We start from the raw sequence: 16,973 nt of genomic DNA, 5'->3' as shown, positions 1-16,973 counted from the left end.
CCAGTTCAAAATGATGAAGGGCCAATCACCCTTCCGTCCATGCCAAGCTTGTAGGACTGCGTCGTGCCATCTTCGGCCACCGTGATCAGAATCGACTCAACCCGCCCCTGATTCATCGCATCCCTCATCCTTCTTGCCTCTACGACCCCCACCTTGGAATCAAGACGCTCGTTTATCCATTCACTATCCATCTGCCGCGTACCGTCCCTGTACGGTCCACCCAACCGGCCCGTGTTGTACTTCGCTTCGGTGATCACATAGTCGGGCGGCGGATCCGGGTGGCTGTAGACCCCATCGATGCCATTCTCTCCCGGACGATACACGCCATCGGTCTTTCCCACTGGCGTCAGGCCCTTGTCCAGCATCGCTTGATGCGCCCTCGCCTCACCGAACGCGGCACCTGCGGCGCGCGTGCGCGGCAGCCGGGTTTCCACCACCCCATCGGCATCCGGCGCCCGGCTTTCCGTGTGCCGACGCTTGCGCAAGCGCAATGCCCGCGCCAATGCGGTGAACGCCTCGCCCAGCTCGTCCAGCAGCGCCGCCAGACGCTGCCCCAACCGCCCGATCCGGGCCGCCCAGGTTGCGCCGCCATAGGCGGTTCCGGCCGTGCCTGCGCTGAACGCGCCCAGCAGCACGCTGATCACGACATCGAGCGCAAACTGGCTGCCGTAGCGCTGGGTCAGCTCCTGCAGCTCGTCTGGCGGCACCGCCTTCGCCCAGTCCGCGGGGAACGCCGCCAACAGCTGCCAGGTCGGGCCGTCGTCGAACAGCAGGATCAGCTGCTCCTTGATCGCACTGGCCTTGTCCAGCACCTGCTCGCCTGCTGCACGATGCCCCGCGATGCGTGCATCCAGCCCGTCCCAGTCGCCCGTCAGCAGCAGTCCGCTCAGTTCGCGCAGTTCCGCATCGGCCTTGAAGCGCAGCACCGCCAGCTGCCACACCGCTTCCACGCTGCCGCTGGCCCAGTCCCATGCGCCTCTGGCCTGGCCTTCGATGCGATTCAGTTCCATCAAGAAGGCCTGATGCGCAGCGCTGGCACTGTTCCATTGCCGCCAGTCCGCAGCAAAATCCTGCCGGGTCTGCTGCACGATGCGCTGCAGGGCCGCGCGAAGGCGTTCGCGGCAGGCCTCGATCTCGGCCGAGTCGGTGCTGTCGGCCTCGTGCTGGTAGATCACCTGCACCGGCCCCACGCTTACCTGCGGCAGGCGTGCACGACCTTCGTCATCGAGATGGCCGCTGAGCACGCGGCCATCGGACAGGGTGGCCCGGTAACTGACACCGCGCGCGGGCGTGCAGTCCAGGTCGCCGTAGTGGCAATGCAGCACGACCTCGCGCGTAGCGACCGCATCGCGGGCAACGAAACCGCTGGGCGGCGGCGTGGCGTTCCACAGGTCCACTGCTGCCGGCGCGGCAGGCGGCGCGGAGACCGACGTACCGCCACCGCCACCGCCTCCGCCGTCAACCACATACACCAGCGACTGAGCACCTCCGAGCAGCCTGCAGCCACAGGCCAGCGAATCGCCTTCGCGCGCGATCGGCTTGCCATCGAGGATCAGCGTCGGGTCCCCGGTGACGATCTCGAACGCGCCGCCATGCTTCGGGCACGTTGCCTTGTCGCCCACGCAGGCGACGGCCTTGCCTTCGATATCCGTATTCGACGATCCGGTCAGCACCCGCCCGCCGCCCGTGGTGGCGTCGCCCACCACGATCCACATCCGTGCCATCTGCCATCCGCAAGGAACTTCGATGGCTTCAGGTGACCGGCCGCACGCAGCGCAGGCAATTCAACGCTGACGCAATTGCCTCGACTGCCTGTAAAACGCCTTGCAGCGCAGGCAATTACCGTGGGTGACGCATTCGCCCTATCGTGCTGCAGGCAGGGCTATCGCGTCAGTTTTGCGTGGGGCCTGCCGGAACGCAGCCCCCACCGCGTCTGCTCAGCCTGCCCGACCCGGCGCCACCACCTGTGCACTGGCCGGCCATTGCACCACGGCTTCCAGTCCGCCCTCGGCACGGTTGCGCAGCCACAGCCGCGCGCCGTCCTTCTCGGCCAGAGCGCGCGCAATGGTAAGGCCCAGCCCGGCCCCACCGGTTTCGCGCGAACGCGAGGTCTCCACCCGCACGAACGGGTCGAACACGGCTTCCAGCTGGTCGTCGGCCAGGCCGGGGCCATCATCGGCCACCACCACGGTGATGCTGCCGCCGCCCCGCTCGATGCGCACCCGCACGCGCTGGCCGTACATCACCGCGTTGTCCACCAGGTTCGAGAACAGGCGGTGCATCGCCAGTGGCCGCAGCATCAGCACCGCATCGCTCCTGCCCTCGAAGACGACATCGGCCCCACCTTCTGCGGTGTCCTCGACGATGCTCTCCAGCAGCGAATCCAGGTCCAGTGCTGCGCGCTGCTCGGCGCTCTCGGCACTTCGGGCCAGTTCCAGGCCCTCGCGGACCAGTGCCTGCATCGCAGCCAGATCGCCGATCAGGCGCTCGCGCAGTGCCTCATCGGTCACGTTCTCCAGCCGCAGGCGCAGGCGGGTCAGCGGTGTCTGCAGATCGTGGGTGATCGCCGCCAGCATCTGCGTACGCTCGGCCAGGTGTCGCTGCAGGCGGTGCTGCATGGCATTGAAGGCCTCGGCGGCGCGCTGTACTTCACGCGGGCCGCGCAGCGGCAGCGGATCGCGCTGCAGGTCGTCGCCAAGATCCTCGGCGGCGGCGGCCAGCTCCTGCAGCGGTGCGCTGGCCATGCGGGCCACGATGTAGGCCAGTACCGCGATGGCCAGCACAAGCAGGGTCAGGAACAGCGGGTCCACGGCCAGGATGCCGTTGTGGGCCACCGCCGGGGAATCCAGTGCCAGCTTCAGCAACGTACCGTCGTTGAGGGTGACGTCCACCGCGCGGCATTTGGGCGGGATGAACGCCGGATCGCGCTCGCGAGGATGCTTGCGGTAGCCGGGCGGCGGCGGTGGCAGCAGTTCCTGCAGCCTGGGAATGCAGGAGCGGAACGAAGTGAAGTGCACCTGCGCCCGCGCGACCGGGCCCGGGCGGTCCTCCAGCACTTCCATCAGCGCAGCATCGGCACGTCCCACGCGCGCACCGGACTGCAGCGCGCGCACGCTCGGCCCGCCCACTTCCAGCAGGCGCTCGCGCAGCTCGGGATTGCCGTCGAGCAGATTGACGTAGCCCTGCAGGCGATCGGCGATGCGGTTGAGGTTCTGCCGCTCGAACTCCTGCTGCCGCTTGGAGGTGGCCAGCATGGTCGCTCCGATCGCCGCCACCGACATGCCCAGCAGCAGGATCACGAACAGCCGCCCGACCATCGAGGACAGAAAGTGGCGCAGGCGATTCATCGCGGCTTATTCCAGGTTGACGGCCGAGGCGAGGACATAGCCTTCGTTGCGCACGGTCTTGATCAGCCCATCGGGACCGCCATCGTCACCCAGCTTGTTGCGCAGGCGGCTGACCTGCAGGTCGATCGCGCGATCCTGCGCCTCATAGTTACGGCCGCTGCTGAGCGCGACCAGCTGCTCGCGCGACAGGACCTTGTTGGCATGTGCGATGAATACCCGCAGCAAGCGGAACTCCGCGCCGGACAGCACCACCACGCGCCCATCCGGATCGACCAGGTGGCGGTGCTCCAGATCGAACACCCAGCGCGAGAATCGTGCACGGCGCACCGCCAGTGGCTCCAGATTGGCCGGCAGGGCTTCGGTACGGCGCAGCACGTTGCGGATGCGCGCCAGCAGCTCGCGCGGCTCGAACGGCTTGGCCAGATAGTCATCGGCGCCCATTTCCAGGCCCAGCACGCGATCGATCGGTTCCGCGCGGGCGGTCAGCATGATCACCGGCGTGTTCGAGCGTGCGCGCAGGTCACGGCACAGGGTCAGGCCATCCTCGCGCGGCAGGTTGAGGTCGAGCACGATCAGGTCCACGTGTTCGCGCTCCAGCAGCTGGCGCATGCTGGTGCCGTCGGCCGCCGTGCTGACCTGGTAGCCGGCGCGGCCGAGCTGTTCGGCCAGCAGGGTGCGGATGTCGTTGTCGTCGTCGACGATCAGCAGTCGATGCATCGGGTTTTCAGTCTCCATGTCGCGGATCATCCCGTGTCGGGAGCTGAACCGCATCCTGGCCAATGCGTACCACTGTATCCACCCGCGGGCCGGATACCTGTCGATACGCGCTTTCGCCGACAGTGTTACACACAGACACACCCTGAGGATTGAGCGGTTGATCGCCCGGTCTTCACAATGCCCACCATCGCCGCCATCGCGGCACCGAGAGTGAAGCCACCACGTGATCCGCCGCCTGTTGCCCGCAACCCGCCGGGGCCGCCTGATGCTGGCCGCCCTGCTCGTCCTGATCGCTGCCGTGGCCGCCTGGTGGCTGCTGCGCAAGCCGGCCGCTCCGGCCCTGGCCACCACCCCCGTAGGCCGTGGCGACATCGAACAGACCGTTGAGGCGACCGGCGTGATCGACGCCTACAAGCTGGTCAGCGTAGGTGCGCAGGCCTCCGGCCAGATCAAATCGCTGAAGGTGCAGCTGGGCGATACGGTGAAGGAAGGCGACCTGATCGCCGAGATCGACGCCACCACCCAGCAGAACCAGGTGCTCAACGCACAGGCCTCGCTGGACCAGGTGATCGCGCAGCGGGCGGTGCAGCAGGCGACACTGCGCCAGGCCGAGCTGGAATTCGCACGCCAGCAGCAGATGCTGGCCGCCGAGGCCACCTCCCGCCAGGAGTACGATGCCGCCGAAGCACAGCTGAAAACCGCGCGCGCCCAGCTGCAGTCCTACGAGGCACAGATCAAGGGTCGCGAAACCGAGCTGGGCACCGCCCGGGCCAACCTGGCCTACACCCGGATCACCGCGCCGATGGACGGCACCGTGGTCGCCGTGGTCGCCGAGGAAGGCCGCACGGTGAACGCCAACCAGACCGCGCCGACCATCGTCATGCTGGCGCGCCTGGACGTGGTGACGGTCAATGCCGAGGTGTCCGAGGCGGACGTTGTGAAGATCAAGGCCGGCATGCCGGTGTACTTCACCACGCTGGGCGACCCGGACCGGAAGTATCACGCCACGCTGCGGCAGATCAATCCGGCACCGGCATCAATCGCCAATGAAAGCTCGTCCAGCTCCAGCAGCTCTTCCAGTTCCAGCTCCAGCAGCGCGGTGTACTACAACGCCCTGTTCGACGTGGAGAACCCGGACGGCACCCTGCGCATCGACATGACCGCGCAGGTGTCGGTCCTGCTCAAGCAGGCCAAGGGCGTGCTGATGGTACCGGCGGTGGCACTGGGGCCGAAGACCCGCGACGGCGAGCGCGTGGTACGGGTGGTGGATGATCGGGGCCAGCCACAACCGCGCAAGGTCAAGGTCGGCATCAACAACGGTGCATCGGCTGAAATCCTCTCAGGTCTGCAGGAGGGCGAACGCGTGGTGGTCGGCGAGGCCAGCGCAGCGGCAGCGTCTGCGGGCGGCGGCAACCGGGGAGGCATGCAGATGCGCGTCGGCGGCCCGGGCATGGGCCCGCGCCGATGAGCACGACGGCGCCGTTGCTGCGCCTGCGTGACCTGCGACGCGAGTTCCCGGCCGGCGACGACGTCATTGCCGTGCTGCGCGACGTCAACCTGGACATCCACGCCGGCGAAATGGTCGCCATCGTCGGCCAGTCCGGTTCGGGCAAGTCCACCCTGATGAACATCCTCGGCTGCCTGGATCGCCCCACCCGGGGCAGCTACCAGGTGGCCGGCCGAGAAACCGGCCGGATGCAGCCGGACGAGCTGGCCGAACTGCGGCGCGGGCATTTCGGCTTCATCTTCCAGCGCTACCACCTGCTCGGTGACCTGGATGCACGCGGCAACGTGGAAGTGCCGGCGGTATACGCGGGCAGCCCCGGCCCGGTACGCAACGCGCGGGCCGAGCAGCTGCTGCAACGGCTCGGGCTGGGCGATCGCATGCATCACAAGCCGGGCCAGCTGTCCGGTGGCCAGCAGCAGCGCGTGTCGATCGCGCGTGCACTGATGAACGGCGGGGAGGTGATCCTGGCCGATGAACCCACCGGCGCCCTGGATACGAAATCCGGCGAAGAGGTGATGGCAATCCTGGGCGAGCTGCATGCCGAGGGACATACCATCATCATCGTCACCCACGACATGAGCGTGGCCGAGCATGCCCAGCGCATCATCGAGATCCGCGATGGCGAGATCATCGCCGACCGCGCCAATCCTGACGCGCCGTCCTATCGCGCGCGACGCGAGGCCAGCACCGGTGTTGCCCACGGCAACAGCTGGCGCGCAGCGCGCGACCGCTTCACCGAAGCGTTCCGCATGGCCCTGCTGGCGATGAACGCGCATCGCCTGCGCACGTTCCTGACCATGCTCGGCATCATCATCGGCATTGCTTCGGTGGTCTCGGTGGTCGCGCTCGGCAACGGCTCGCAGCAGCAGATCCTGCAGAACATCAGCGCGCTGGGCACCAACACCATCGATGTGTATCCCGGCCGCGGTTTCGGCGACATGCGCTCTGCGCGGGTACAGACGCTCAAGGCCAGCGATGCCGATGCGCTCTCACGGCAGAGCTACGTGGACAGCGCCACGCCCAGCGTGTCGACCTCGGTCACCGCGCGTTACCGCAACCAGTCCTCCACCGCCCAGGTCAGCGGCGTTGGCGAGCAGTTCTTCCGGGTGAAGGGCGTGACCCTGCTCAGTGGCAGCTTCTTCGATGCCGATGCGGTGCGAGGGCTGGCCCAGGTCGCGATCATCGACGAGAACACCCAGACCCAGTTCTTCCCCGATGTCGATCCTGTCGGCCAGGTCATCCTGCTCGGCAACGTGCCGGTGCGGGTGGTCGGTGTCGCCAAGCGGCAGAGCTTCGGTTTTGGTGGCAGCACCAGTCTCAGCATCTGGGTGCCGTACACGACCGTGATGTCACGCATGCTGGGCCAGAGTCACGTCTCCAGCATCACCGTGCGCGTGGATGACGCCACGCCGATGGACGCCGCGCAGGAGGCGATCACCCGCCTGCTGACGATGCGCCATGGTACCGAGGATTTCTTCCTCAGCAACAGCGCCGAAATCCGCGAGACCATCGAGCAGACCACACGCACGATGACCCTGCTGATCGGCGCGATCGCCGCCATCGCACTGCTGGTCGGTGGCATCGGCGTGATGAACATCATGCTGGTCTCGGTCACCGAGCGGACCCGCGAGATCGGTGTGCGCATGGCCGTGGGTGCCCGGCAGAGTGACATCCGCCAGCAGTTCCTGATCGAGGCGGTGCTGGTGTGCCTGCTCGGAGGCCTGCTCGGCGTCGGCCTGGCGCTGCTGCTGGGCTCGATGATCGGACGTTTCGCCAGCGACTTCCAGGTGCTGTTCTCCACCGCTTCGATCATCGCCGCATTTGCCTGTTCCACCCTGATCGGCGTGGGCTTCGGCTTCCTTCCCGCGCGCAATGCCGCGCAGCTCGACCCGGTGGAGGCCCTGGCCCGCGAATGAAGACGATGCCCATGCTCCCCTTTCCTGCTCCCTCGCGCCTGCTGCTGGCCGGCGCCGTACTGATTGCCCTGTCCGGCTGTGCCTCGGTCGGCCGTTATCCGGTTGCCGATCCCGACGTGGCTGCTACTTATGGGCGTGGCAATGCCGCACTCAACGCACCGGTGGACGCTCCGCGCAGCAGCCTGGATACGCCTGCCCGCGACATCCGAGAGGATGTCTGGTGGAGCGGTTTCGGCGATGAACGTCTGGACCGGCTGGTAGCCCGGGCGCTGGCCGCCAACAGTGACCTTGCCGCCGCCGGCCTGGCCGTGCAGCGTTCCCGCCTGCAGGCCGGACTGGCCAGCAACGCGCTTTGGCCACAGCCGTCCTCGTCGGGCGTCAGTGGCAGCGGCAGCCGTGCCACCGACCAGGCCGACGACTGGCGCCGCAGCTATTCCACCGGCGTTTCGCTGGCCTGGGAAGTCGATCTGTGGGGCCGGCTCAGGACCCAGCGCGACATCGCACGCTGGGAGGCTGAAGCCACCGAGGAAGATCGACAGAACACCGCCCTGCTGGTGATCGGCGATGCCATCAGCCAGTACTGGGCGTTGGCGTATCTCAACCAGTCGATCAGCACCGGCCAGGCCAACCTGGAGCGGCTGGAACGCACCCGCGAACTGGTCCAGGCCCGTTTCGACGCCGGTGCGGTTTCGCGCCTGGAAGTACGCCAGGCCCTGCAGAACCTGCAGTCGCAGCGCGCTGCGCAGAGTGCGCTGGAACAGCAGCGCGTGGAAGTGCGCAATGCGCTGACCGTGCTGCTCGACGGCACCCCCTGGCCGCAACAGGACGAGCCGCAGAACCTGCAGCAGGCACGCAGCCCTGCCATCGCTGAAGGCCTGCCGGCGGACCTGCTCGCTCGCCGTCCCGACCTGCGCGCGGCCGAGCTGCGGCTGCGCAACAGCCTGAAGACGATCAAGGTCACCGCCACCCAGTACTACCCGGCGTTGAGCCTGACCGGCAGCCTCGGTTCCAGCGCGACCTCGCTGGGCGATGTCCTGCGCAATCCGGTGGCCACGCTCGGTGCCGGCCTGTCCCTGCCCTTCCTCAACCTGCAGCGCGCACAGCTGGATACCGACGTGGCCGGTACCAACTACCAGATCGCCGCGACCGGGTTCCGCAAGACGCTGTACACCGCGCTGTCGGAAGTGGACAACGCGCTGTCGGCACGCGAGCAGCTGGCGCGCCAGGTGGCGGCGTCGCAGGCCTCGTATGACGAGGCGGTGGAAGTGGAACGCATGCAGGAAGTGCGCTACCGCGTGGGTGCCACCGACCTGCGGACCTGGCTGGAAGCCCAGCAGACCCGGCGCGATGCGGAGTTGTCACTGGCCCGCGTCCGGCAGAGCCAGTTGACCAACGATGTGACGCTGTTCAAGGCGCTGGGCGGCAGCGCGGGGTAGCGCCGGGCCATGCCCGGCGGCGTGGAGCGCGGCACGCCATGAGCGTGGTCGGACTGGATCCGCCGGGCATGGCCCGGCGCTGCCACGGGACGATCAGCCGCGCTGGCGCACGGCCTCGAACAGGCTGACGCCCGCGGCGACCGATACGTTCAGGCTCTCGATCTCGCCCGGCATCGGGATCTTGACCAGTCTATCGCAGTTCTCGCGGGTCAGGCGGCGCAGGCCGTCGGCTTCACCCCCCAGCACCAGGGCGATGTTGCCCTTCAGGTCCAGATCGTACAGCGACGCGGTCGCTTCACCGGCCAGGCCGTAGATCCACACGCCCTGCTTCTGCAGATCCTTCAGGCAGCGCGACAGGTTGGTCACGGCCACCACCGGGATACGGTCGGCGGCGCCGGCCGAGGTCTTGCGCACGGTGGCATTCACCGTCGCCGACTTGTCCTTGGGAATGATCACCGCAGTGGCACCGGCCGCCGCGGCCGAACGCAGGCAGGCGCCCAGGTTGTGCGGGTCCTGTACCTCATCCAGCACCAGCAGCAGGGCCCGGCCTTCAGCGGCAGTGACCAGGCCTTCCAGTTCATTCTCGCTGTAGGTGCGCGCAGCGGCATAGCGCGCGGCCACGCCCTGGTGGCGGACCGCACCGCCAACGCCGTCCAGCGCCTGCGCGGTGACCCGGCGGACATCGATCCCCTTGCGGCGCGCGTTCTCTTCGATTTCGGTCAGGCGTGGATTCTTCGCACCGGCCTCGACCAGCACTTCGCGGACGTTCTCGGCGTCGTTCTCGATGGAGGAGGCGACGGCGTTGACGCCGACGATCCACTGGCTGTTCTTGCTCATGCGGGCGGGACCGGAAAGGGGGTGGCTATGGTAGAGCATCGGCGACGGCCGCGCTTCGCGCTCGCCGGGCAGGGCCCGGCGCTACCCGCCGTTCACCCGTCGGCTGAACGACTGCGCGGCGGCCAGTGTGGCGTGTCGTGGTCGGGGTGCTGGTGGGAAACGATCGCAGCCAGGAAGTCCAGTGCCGCCACGTCCTCCTCCGTGCGGCGTGCCGGCAGGGTGCCCAGGGCATCGACGAAGGGCAGCTTGCGCTCGACACCGTACTGGATCGTCGGCGGCAACCGTTCCGGCTGGTCAAACGCCCCCGCCGCCACGGCCATGCCGTCGGGGGCTTCATAGGTCAGCGGCGTGCCGCAGTCGCCGCAGAAACCGCGCCGGACCACATTGGAGGACTGGAAATAGCGCGGCTGGCCGCGGGTCCAGCTGAACTGCACGCCGCGCACCGAGACCAAAGGCGCGTAATACGCGCCAAAGGCCTTCTGGCACATCCGGCAGTGGCAGATCGAACTGTCGGACAGCTCACCGCGCACCTGGAAGCGGATGGCACCGCACTGGCAGCCGCCGCTGTACTCGGGTTGGCCCTGCATGCTGCTTTCCTCCGGAACGGGCTCTACGGATCAGTACTTCTCTTTCCTGCGCTTGGTCGGTTTGCCGCGTTCGGGCAGCGGCGACAGTCCTGCCTCTTCTTCCTCGCCCTTGTGTTCGACCAGCCGGAAGTCGATCTTGCGCTCTTCCATGCTGGCCTTCAGTACGAGGATGCGCACGCGGTCACCCAGCCGGTAGCTGCTGCCACGACGTTCACCGGTCAGTGTCTTGCGGGTCGCATCGAACTTGTAATAGTCCTGCGGCAGCTGGGTGACATGGACCAGGCCCTGCACCTTGGAATCGTCCAGTTCCACGAACAGACCGAAGCTGGTCACGCCACTGATCACGCCATCGAACTGGCCGCCGACATGCTTCTCCATCCATGCGGCCCGGTAACGCTCGTCGACCTCGCGTTCGGCCTCGTCAGCGCGGCGCTCGCGCTCGGAGCACTGCAGCGCCAGCGCTGCCATCTCGCGTGCGGTGTAGGTGAACTTGTCCAGCGGCTTGCCCGACAACGCATGCTTGATCGCGCGATGCACCAGCAGATCGGGATAGCGGCGGATCGGCGAAGTGAAGTGCGCGTACGCCTCCAGCGCGAGCCCGAAGTGACCGTGGTTGTCCGGACTGTAGACGGCCAGGCTCTGGCTGCGCAGCAGCACCGACTCCAGCAGGGTGGCATCGGGACGGTCGCGGATCTTCTTCAACAGCTTGGTGTAGTCACCGGGGCGCACCTTCGACCACGGCGGCAGACTCAGCTTGAACTCCTTGAGGAATTCCAGCAGGTCGGCGTACTTGGTCTCCGGCGGCTTCTCGTGGACGCGGTACGGCGCCGGCACATGGTGCGACAGCAGGTACTTCGCCGCCTCCACGTTGGCGGCGATCATGCATTCCTCGATCAGCTTGTGCGCGTCGTTGCGCACCAGCATGCCGGCCTGGGTGACTTCGCCACGATTGTCCAGCACGAAGCGCACTTCACTGCTCTCGAACTCGATGGCCCCGCGCTTTGCACGTGCCTTGGCCAGCACCTTGTACAGCTGGTGCAGGCGCTGCACCTGGGGCAGCAGATCGCCGATGACGGCCTTCGCGCCGGCATCGTCCTCGCCCACGGCCTGCCACACCTGGGTATAGGTCAGACGTGCGTGCGAATTCATCACCGCTTCGTAGAAGCGCGAGTGGACGACCTGGCCATCGCGGTCGATCTGCATGTCGCAGACGAAGCACATGCGGTCGACCTTGGGCATCAGCGAGCAGATACCGTTGGACAGGGTCTCCGGCAGCATCGGTACGACGAAGCCCGGGAAGTACACCGAGGTAGCGCGCTTCTGCGCCTCCTCATCCAGCGGCGTGCCCGGACGCACATAGTTGGAGACATCGGCGATGGCCACCACCAGACGGAATCCCTCCGCGTTCGGCTCGCAATACACCGCATCGTCGAAGTCCTTGGCATCCTCGCCATCGATGGTCACCAGCGGCGTGCGACGCAGGTCGACGCGGTCGCCGATCATCGCCGGCTCGACCACCAGCGGCACCGCGGCGGCCTCGTCCAGCACCTCCTGCGGAAACTCGAACGGCAGCTCGTGGCCGTGGATGGCAGTCTCCACCACCAGCGAGGCGGTCAGCTTGTCACCCAGTACCGCGATGATGCGGCCGATCGGCGGACGGCGGCTGTCCGGCGCCTGCGTCAGCTCGCAGACCACCAGCTGGCCATCACGCGCACCTCCGGTCTGATCAGGCGGCACCTGCACGTTGCGCTGCACGCGCTTGTCATCAGGCACCACGTAATTGATGCCCATCTCGATGCTGAAGCGACCGATCAGACGGGTCATGCCGCGCTCGAGCACGCGGGCGATGCTGCCTTCGCGGCGGCCGCGATGATCGATGCCGGTGACACGCGCCAGCACCTTGTCGCCGTGCATGACCTTGCGCATTTCATAGGGCGGCAGGAACAGGTCGTCGCCGCCCTCGACCGGGCGCAGGAACCCGAATCCTTCCGGATTGGCGATCACCACACCGGTGACCAGGCTCAGCGCCTGCACCGGCGCGAAACCTCCACGGCGGTTCTGCACCAGCTGGCCATCGCGGACCATCGCACCCAGCCGGCGCGACAGCGCTTCGGCCCGGTCCGGCGCGGTCAGGCCCAGGCGGGCACCCAGTTCCTCGGCAGTCTGCGGCCCTTCGCAGCGCTCCAGCAGGGCCAGAATGGCCTCGCGGCTGGCGATGGGCTGTTCGTATTTCTCGGCTTCGCGGGACGCGTAGGGATCCTCGATCACCTTGCCGGCCGGCGGCAGCTTGCGGCCCGGCGCCGGTCCCGGGGCGTCGCCACCACGGCCCGGGCGACCGCGCGGCGGTGCGCCGCCACCCCCCAGTTCCGGGAACCAGCCCGGCAGTGGCTTGCCCGGCTGGGAGGTACGGGCTGCACCCGTCTTGGCGCCCTTCTTCGGGGCCTGGCTGCGGGACTTGCTCCCGCCCTTGCTTGGTTTTTTGGTAGTCATCGCCCTCCATGGTAGCCGCTGACGGCGTGCAGAACCGGTCAGCGACCCGCTTGCAGGCGCCACGTGAAAAAACTCCGCGAAGTCGTTGACAGCCTGCGGATTCATCTTCACAATTGCGCCTCTGGAACGCCCAGGTGGCGGAATTGGTAGACGCACTAGTTTCAGGTACTAGCGGGTAAAACCGTGGAGGTTCGAGTCCTCTCCTGGGCACCAACGAAAAATCTCCTCGCCTCGGCGGGGATTTTTTTTGCCCGCGTTTCCTGCCGTCGTCCCGCAGCGTGGCCGGGCGTTCACAAGGGTGTTGACACCCCCGTCACGGCACCCCATAATCTCGCTCCTCGACGCCCAGGTGGCGGAATTGGTAGACGCACTAGTTTCAGGTACTAGCGGGTAAAACCGTGGAGGTTCGAGTCCTCTCCTGGGCACCACGTCGAGACTGAGAGAAACCCGCGAAAGCGGGTTTTTTCATGTCCGGGCGCCAGCCAACGGGATCAGAACAGCGGTCGCAGCACCAGCTCCAGGCCCAGCAGCAGCAGGAAGCCCAGGAAGCACACGCGGAACACCCGCGCACTGATCCGCTGCCGGATCACCTGCCCCAGCCACATGCCCGCCAGCGCCGGCAACACCGCCAGCGCGCTCAATCCCAGCTGCTGCACACCGAATGCGCCGTGCAGCACCAGCCCACCCGTCAACGAGAGGGTCGACACCGTGAACGCCAGGCCCAGCGCCTGCACCAGCTCTTCGCGCTGCAGCCCCAGCGACTGCAGGTACGGCACCGCCGGCATCACGAACACACCGGTCGCCCCGGTCACCACGCCGGACAACGCCCCCACCAGCGGCCCCAGCCAACGCTCACGCCGCTGCGGCACACGGAACACCGGCGCAACCAAGGCATACAGCGCATACACCACCAGCGCCACGCCCAGCGCCACGCGCGACCACGTGCGGTCGACCCGCACCAGCAACGTCGCCGCGCCCAGGGTCACCACCACCACGGCCAGCATCATCGGCCACAGGCGTCGCACGATCGGCCCCAGTGATGGCCCGGCCAGCAGTTGCCAGGCGTTGGTGACGAAGGTCGGAATGAACAGCATCGACGCCGCCGCCACCGGCGACAGCGCCCCTCCCAGCAGGCCCATCGCCACGGTCGGCAGGCCCATGCCGGTCACGCCCTTGACCACCCCCGCCAGCATGAACACGGCGACCAGCAGACCATAGAAGAATGTCGTCTCACTCATGCCGTCATTGGAACCAGCGCGCCTTCCGCGCACAATGCGGCTTATGCGCCCCACCCTTCGGCTGGCCCGAAGGCAGGCGGCACGCAACGAGGGCCGTGACATGCGGATGGACATCGCCGACCTGCGCCTGTTCCTGGCCGTGGCCGACGCCGGCAGCATCACCGCAGGCGCCGCGCAGGCGAACCTGGCGCTGGGCTCTGCCAGCGAACGCCTGCGCGCGATCGAGAACGACGCCGGCACCGCGCTGCTGGTGCGTCACCCGCGCGGCGTGAGCCTGACCGAAGCCGGGGCCGCCCTCGCCCACCACGCGCGCCAGATCCTGCATCAACAGGCACAGCTGCGGGGCGAACTGCAGGCCTTCGCGAAGGGCGCGCGCGGCACCCTGCACCTGTATGCCAACACCGCCGCACTGACCAGCTACCTGCCTTCCCGGTTGGCTCCCTGGCTGGCCGAACGCCCACGCCTGCACGTCGAACTGCACGAACGCACCAGCCCTGAAGTGGTCCGCGCCCTGACCGCTGGCCAGGCCGAAGCGGGAATCATCAGTGATGCGGTCGAGGCAACCGGCCTGCAACGCCATGTCGTTGCCGAGGATCCCCTGGTGATGCTGCTGCCCGCAGGCCATCGTTTCGCGGCCCGTCGCACGCTGGCCTTCGCCGATGTGGCCAGCGAAACCTTCGTCGCGCTGGCCGATGGCAATGCGCTGCAGACCTACATCGAAACGCAGGCACGCGACATCGGCCATCGGTTGGACGTGCGCATCCGCATGAAGACCTTCGAAGGCGTGTGCATCATGGTGGGTCACGGCATCGGCGTAGGTATCGTGCCGCGCACCATCGCCCGCCAGCACCGCCGCGCGACACAGGCGCTGGCAGTGCCCCTCGCGGATGCGTGGGCACAGCGCCGCCTGTGTGCCTGCTTCGCCGACTGGACACGGCTGTCGACAGCGATGCGCAGCCTGCTGCTGCACCTCGGCGTGGAAGCGGAGAAAAAAGCATGAAATGGTGTTGACACATCCGATGCCGTACCGCAGAATTCCCCTCCTGAGTCGCCCAGGTGGCGGAATTGGTAGACGCACTAGTTTCAGGTACTAGCGGGTAAAACCGTGGAGGTTCGAGTCCTCTCCTGGGCACCACGACTCATGATGATGAAACCCGCGAAAGCGGGTTTTTTCGTTTCCGGAATCCGCAGCGTCAACGCAATGGCGACGCCTTCCGCGCGTTGCGCGAACGCCGCCTGGCAGAACTCACCACAGACAAAAACCCCGCCTTGCGGCGGGGTCGACATACAGCGCCGTGTTTGCGGGCAGTTTCAGTGCCCGCCACTGGCCGCTGCACCGGCACCGGCACCGAACGGCGGCTTGGCCAGCCACAGGAAGGTGATGATGGCCAGGAAGATCCAGCCCAGCAGGAAGAAGATGTCGTTGAAGCCCATCTGCGATGCCTGGTGGTTGATCATGGTGTTGAGCACCGCTGCACCATGCTGCAGGTCACCCTGCCCCATCGCCGCAACCTGGTCCTGCATGCCCGGCTGATAGGCCGAAATGTGTTCGGTCAGATCGGCGTGGTGCACCTGCGTGCGACGTGCCCACAGCCAGGTGGTCAGCGATGCTGCAAAGCTGCCGCCCAGCGTGCGCAGGAACGTGGCCAGGCCCGAACCCGCGGCAATTTCGCGACCATCCAGATCCGACAGCAGGATCTGCAGCACCGGCATGAAGAACAGCGCCACGCCGATGCCCATGATCAGCTGCACGCCGGCCACGTGCTGGAAGTCCACCTGCAGATTGAAGCCCGAGCGCAGGAAGCTGGTCATCGACAGGAACACGAAGGCGATGGTCGCCAGCATGCGCATGTCGAAGCGCGAGGCATACTTGCCCACGAACGGCGTCATGATCACCGGCAGCACGCCGATCGGCGCCGTCGCCAAGCCTGCCCAGATCGCCGTGTACCCCATGTCGCGCTGCAGCCACTGCGGAATCAGCAGGGCCACGCTGAAGAATGCGGCATAGGCCACCACCATCGCCAGCGTGCCGGCGCGGAAGTTGCGGTGGCGGAACAGTTTCAGGTCGACGATCGGGTCCTTGTCGGTCAGTTCCCAGATCAGGAACACCGTCAGCGCCACGACCGCCACGCAGGCCAGCACCACGATCCGGGTGGAGGAGAACCAGTCCTCGTCGTTGCCCAGGTCGAGCACCAGCTGCAGTGCGCCGACGCCGATCACCAGCGTGATCAGGCCGACGTAGTCCATCTTCGGCTTCTCCACGTGTTCCGGACGGCCCTTCAGCTGGTTGCCCACCACCAGCGCGGCGAAGATGCCCAGGGGCACGTTGATCAGGAAGATCCATTCCCAGCTGTAGTTGTCCGTGATCCAGCCCCCGAGAATCGGCCCGCAGATCGGCGCGACCACGGTGATCATCGCCAGCAGCGCCAACGCCTGCCCGCGTTTCTCGCGTGGATAGATCGAGACCAGCAACGACTGCGTGATCGGATACATCGGGCCGGCCACGAAGCCCTGCAGGGCGCGCGACACCACCAGCATGCCCATGCTCTGCGCCAGGCCACACAACAGCGAGGTGATGACGAAGGCCAGCGTGGCCCAGACGAACAGCTTGCGCTCGCCGAAACGGCGGCTGAGCCAGCCGGTCAGCGGCAGTGCGATGGCCGTGCTGACCGCGAACGAAGTGATGACCCACGTCGCCTGCTGCGAACTGGCGCCGAGATTGCCGGCGATGGTCGGCAGCGAGACGTTGGCGATGGTGGTGTCGAGCACCTGCATGAAGGAGGCCATCGCCAGGCCCACGGTGCACAGGGCCACGCTCGGCGGCAGGAACCCGGCGGCCGCACCCGGCGCCGCCGGTGCGCCCGGGCTTCCGGGCGCGGCTGGAGCTTGGGCGGACAT

General features: G+C 67.2%; 11 protein-coding genes, 3 tRNA genes and 1 pseudogene. 7 read left to right on the top strand and 8 right to left on the bottom strand.

The features are described from left to right. Nucleotides 1-5: 5 nt before the first annotated feature. The 3 genes from N5J29_RS08470 to N5J29_RS08460 form a co-directional block, all read right to left on the bottom strand. Nucleotides 6-1,724, bottom strand: a complete 1,719-nt coding sequence (locus N5J29_RS08470; RefSeq protein ID WP_204313616.1) for a PAAR domain-containing protein — start codon at nucleotides 1,722-1,724, stop codon at nucleotides 6-8. A gap of 213 nt (nucleotides 1,725-1,937) precedes the next feature. Further along, entirely contained in the window at nucleotides 1,938-3,347 is a 1,410-nt protein-coding gene (locus tag N5J29_RS08465; protein ID WP_053518188.1) for an ATP-binding protein, read from the bottom strand. A gap of 6 nt (nucleotides 3,348-3,353) precedes the next feature. Then, the gene (locus N5J29_RS08460) at nucleotides 3,354-4,082 is read right to left on the bottom strand and encodes a response regulator (RefSeq protein ID WP_053518224.1); all 729 of its coding nucleotides are present in this window, start codon (nucleotides 4,080-4,082) and stop codon (nucleotides 3,354-3,356) included. A gap of 205 nt (nucleotides 4,083-4,287) precedes the next feature. Here N5J29_RS08460 and N5J29_RS08455 point away from each other — a divergent pair, with 205 nt between their 5' ends. Genes N5J29_RS08455 through N5J29_RS08445 form a run of 3 tightly spaced genes read left to right on the top strand, consistent with a single transcriptional unit; the run spans nucleotide 4,288 to nucleotide 8,923 of the window. Continuing rightward, a complete protein-coding gene (locus N5J29_RS08455) occupies nucleotides 4,288-5,532 on the top strand; it encodes an efflux RND transporter periplasmic adaptor subunit (protein ID WP_111185757.1) in 1,245 nt (414 codons plus the stop codon). Further along, nucleotides 5,529-7,487, top strand: a complete 1,959-nt coding sequence (locus tag N5J29_RS08450; RefSeq protein ID WP_065181192.1) for a MacB family efflux pump subunit — start codon at nucleotides 5,529-5,531, stop codon at nucleotides 7,485-7,487. Before N5J29_RS08455 ends, N5J29_RS08450 begins: the two co-directional genes overlap by 4 nt. Further along, entirely contained in the window at nucleotides 7,484-8,923 is a 1,440-nt protein-coding gene (locus N5J29_RS08445) for an efflux transporter outer membrane subunit (protein ID WP_164150826.1), read from the top strand. Before N5J29_RS08450 ends, N5J29_RS08445 begins: the two co-directional genes overlap by 4 nt. Before the next feature lie 93 nt (nucleotides 8,924-9,016). Here the strand turns inward: N5J29_RS08445 and rlmB are convergent, their stop codons facing one another. From rlmB to rnr, 3 genes and pseudogenes are all read right to left on the bottom strand, one after another. Then, complete coding sequence (gene rlmB / locus N5J29_RS08440; protein ID WP_164150824.1) at nucleotides 9,017-9,760, bottom strand: 23S rRNA (guanosine(2251)-2'-O)-methyltransferase RlmB; 744 nt, start codon at nucleotides 9,758-9,760, stop codon at nucleotides 9,017-9,019. 92 nt (nucleotides 9,761-9,852) lie between these two features. After that, nucleotides 9,853-10,347, bottom strand: a complete 495-nt coding sequence (locus N5J29_RS08435) for a GFA family protein (protein WP_164150823.1) — start codon at nucleotides 10,345-10,347, stop codon at nucleotides 9,853-9,855. A gap of 30 nt (nucleotides 10,348-10,377) precedes the next feature. Further along, nucleotides 10,378-12,609 (bottom strand): annotated as a pseudogene (gene rnr, locus N5J29_RS08430) (ribonuclease R); the annotation flags it as partial. Nucleotides 12,610-12,965: 356 nt separating this feature from the next. Here rnr and N5J29_RS08425 point away from each other — a divergent pair. Beyond that, a tRNA-Leu gene (locus N5J29_RS08425) sits at nucleotides 12,966-13,050 on the top strand. 130 nt (nucleotides 13,051-13,180) lie between these two features. Further along, nucleotides 13,181-13,265: transfer RNA gene (locus tag N5J29_RS08420), tRNA-Leu, on the top strand. A 63-nt stretch (nucleotides 13,266-13,328) separates the two neighbouring features. On the opposite strand, the gene N5J29_RS08415 is transcribed toward N5J29_RS08420, so the two are convergent. Further along, nucleotides 13,329-14,075 carry a sulfite exporter TauE/SafE family protein gene (locus N5J29_RS08415; RefSeq protein ID WP_164150820.1) on the bottom strand — a complete coding sequence of 249 codons (747 nt, stop codon included), beginning with the start codon at nucleotides 14,073-14,075 and terminating at the stop codon, nucleotides 13,329-13,331. 100 nt (nucleotides 14,076-14,175) lie between these two features. Between N5J29_RS08415 and N5J29_RS08410 the strand changes: the two genes are divergently transcribed. Beyond that, nucleotides 14,176-15,075 (top strand): LysR family transcriptional regulator, encoded by a 900-nt coding sequence (locus tag N5J29_RS08410; protein WP_279924338.1) that lies wholly within the window; start codon nucleotides 14,176-14,178, stop codon nucleotides 15,073-15,075. A 50-nt stretch (nucleotides 15,076-15,125) separates the two neighbouring features. Further along, nucleotides 15,126-15,210 (top strand) — tRNA-Leu (locus tag N5J29_RS08405). 176 nt (nucleotides 15,211-15,386) lie between these two features. On the opposite strand, the gene emrB is transcribed toward N5J29_RS08405, so the two are convergent. Beyond that, nucleotides 15,387-16,973: a multidrug efflux MFS transporter permease subunit EmrB gene (gene emrB / locus N5J29_RS08400; protein ID WP_164150818.1), complete on the bottom strand. Its 1,587-nt coding sequence runs from the start codon at nucleotides 16,971-16,973 to the stop codon at nucleotides 15,387-15,389.

The sequence above is a fragment of the Stenotrophomonas sp. GD03680 genome (assembly GCF_029844625.1).
In the GTDB taxonomy this organism is placed as follows: Bacteria; Pseudomonadota; Gammaproteobacteria; order Xanthomonadales; family Xanthomonadaceae; genus Stenotrophomonas; species Stenotrophomonas maltophilia_P.
This window is presented reverse-complemented; position numbering and strand designations above follow the sequence as displayed.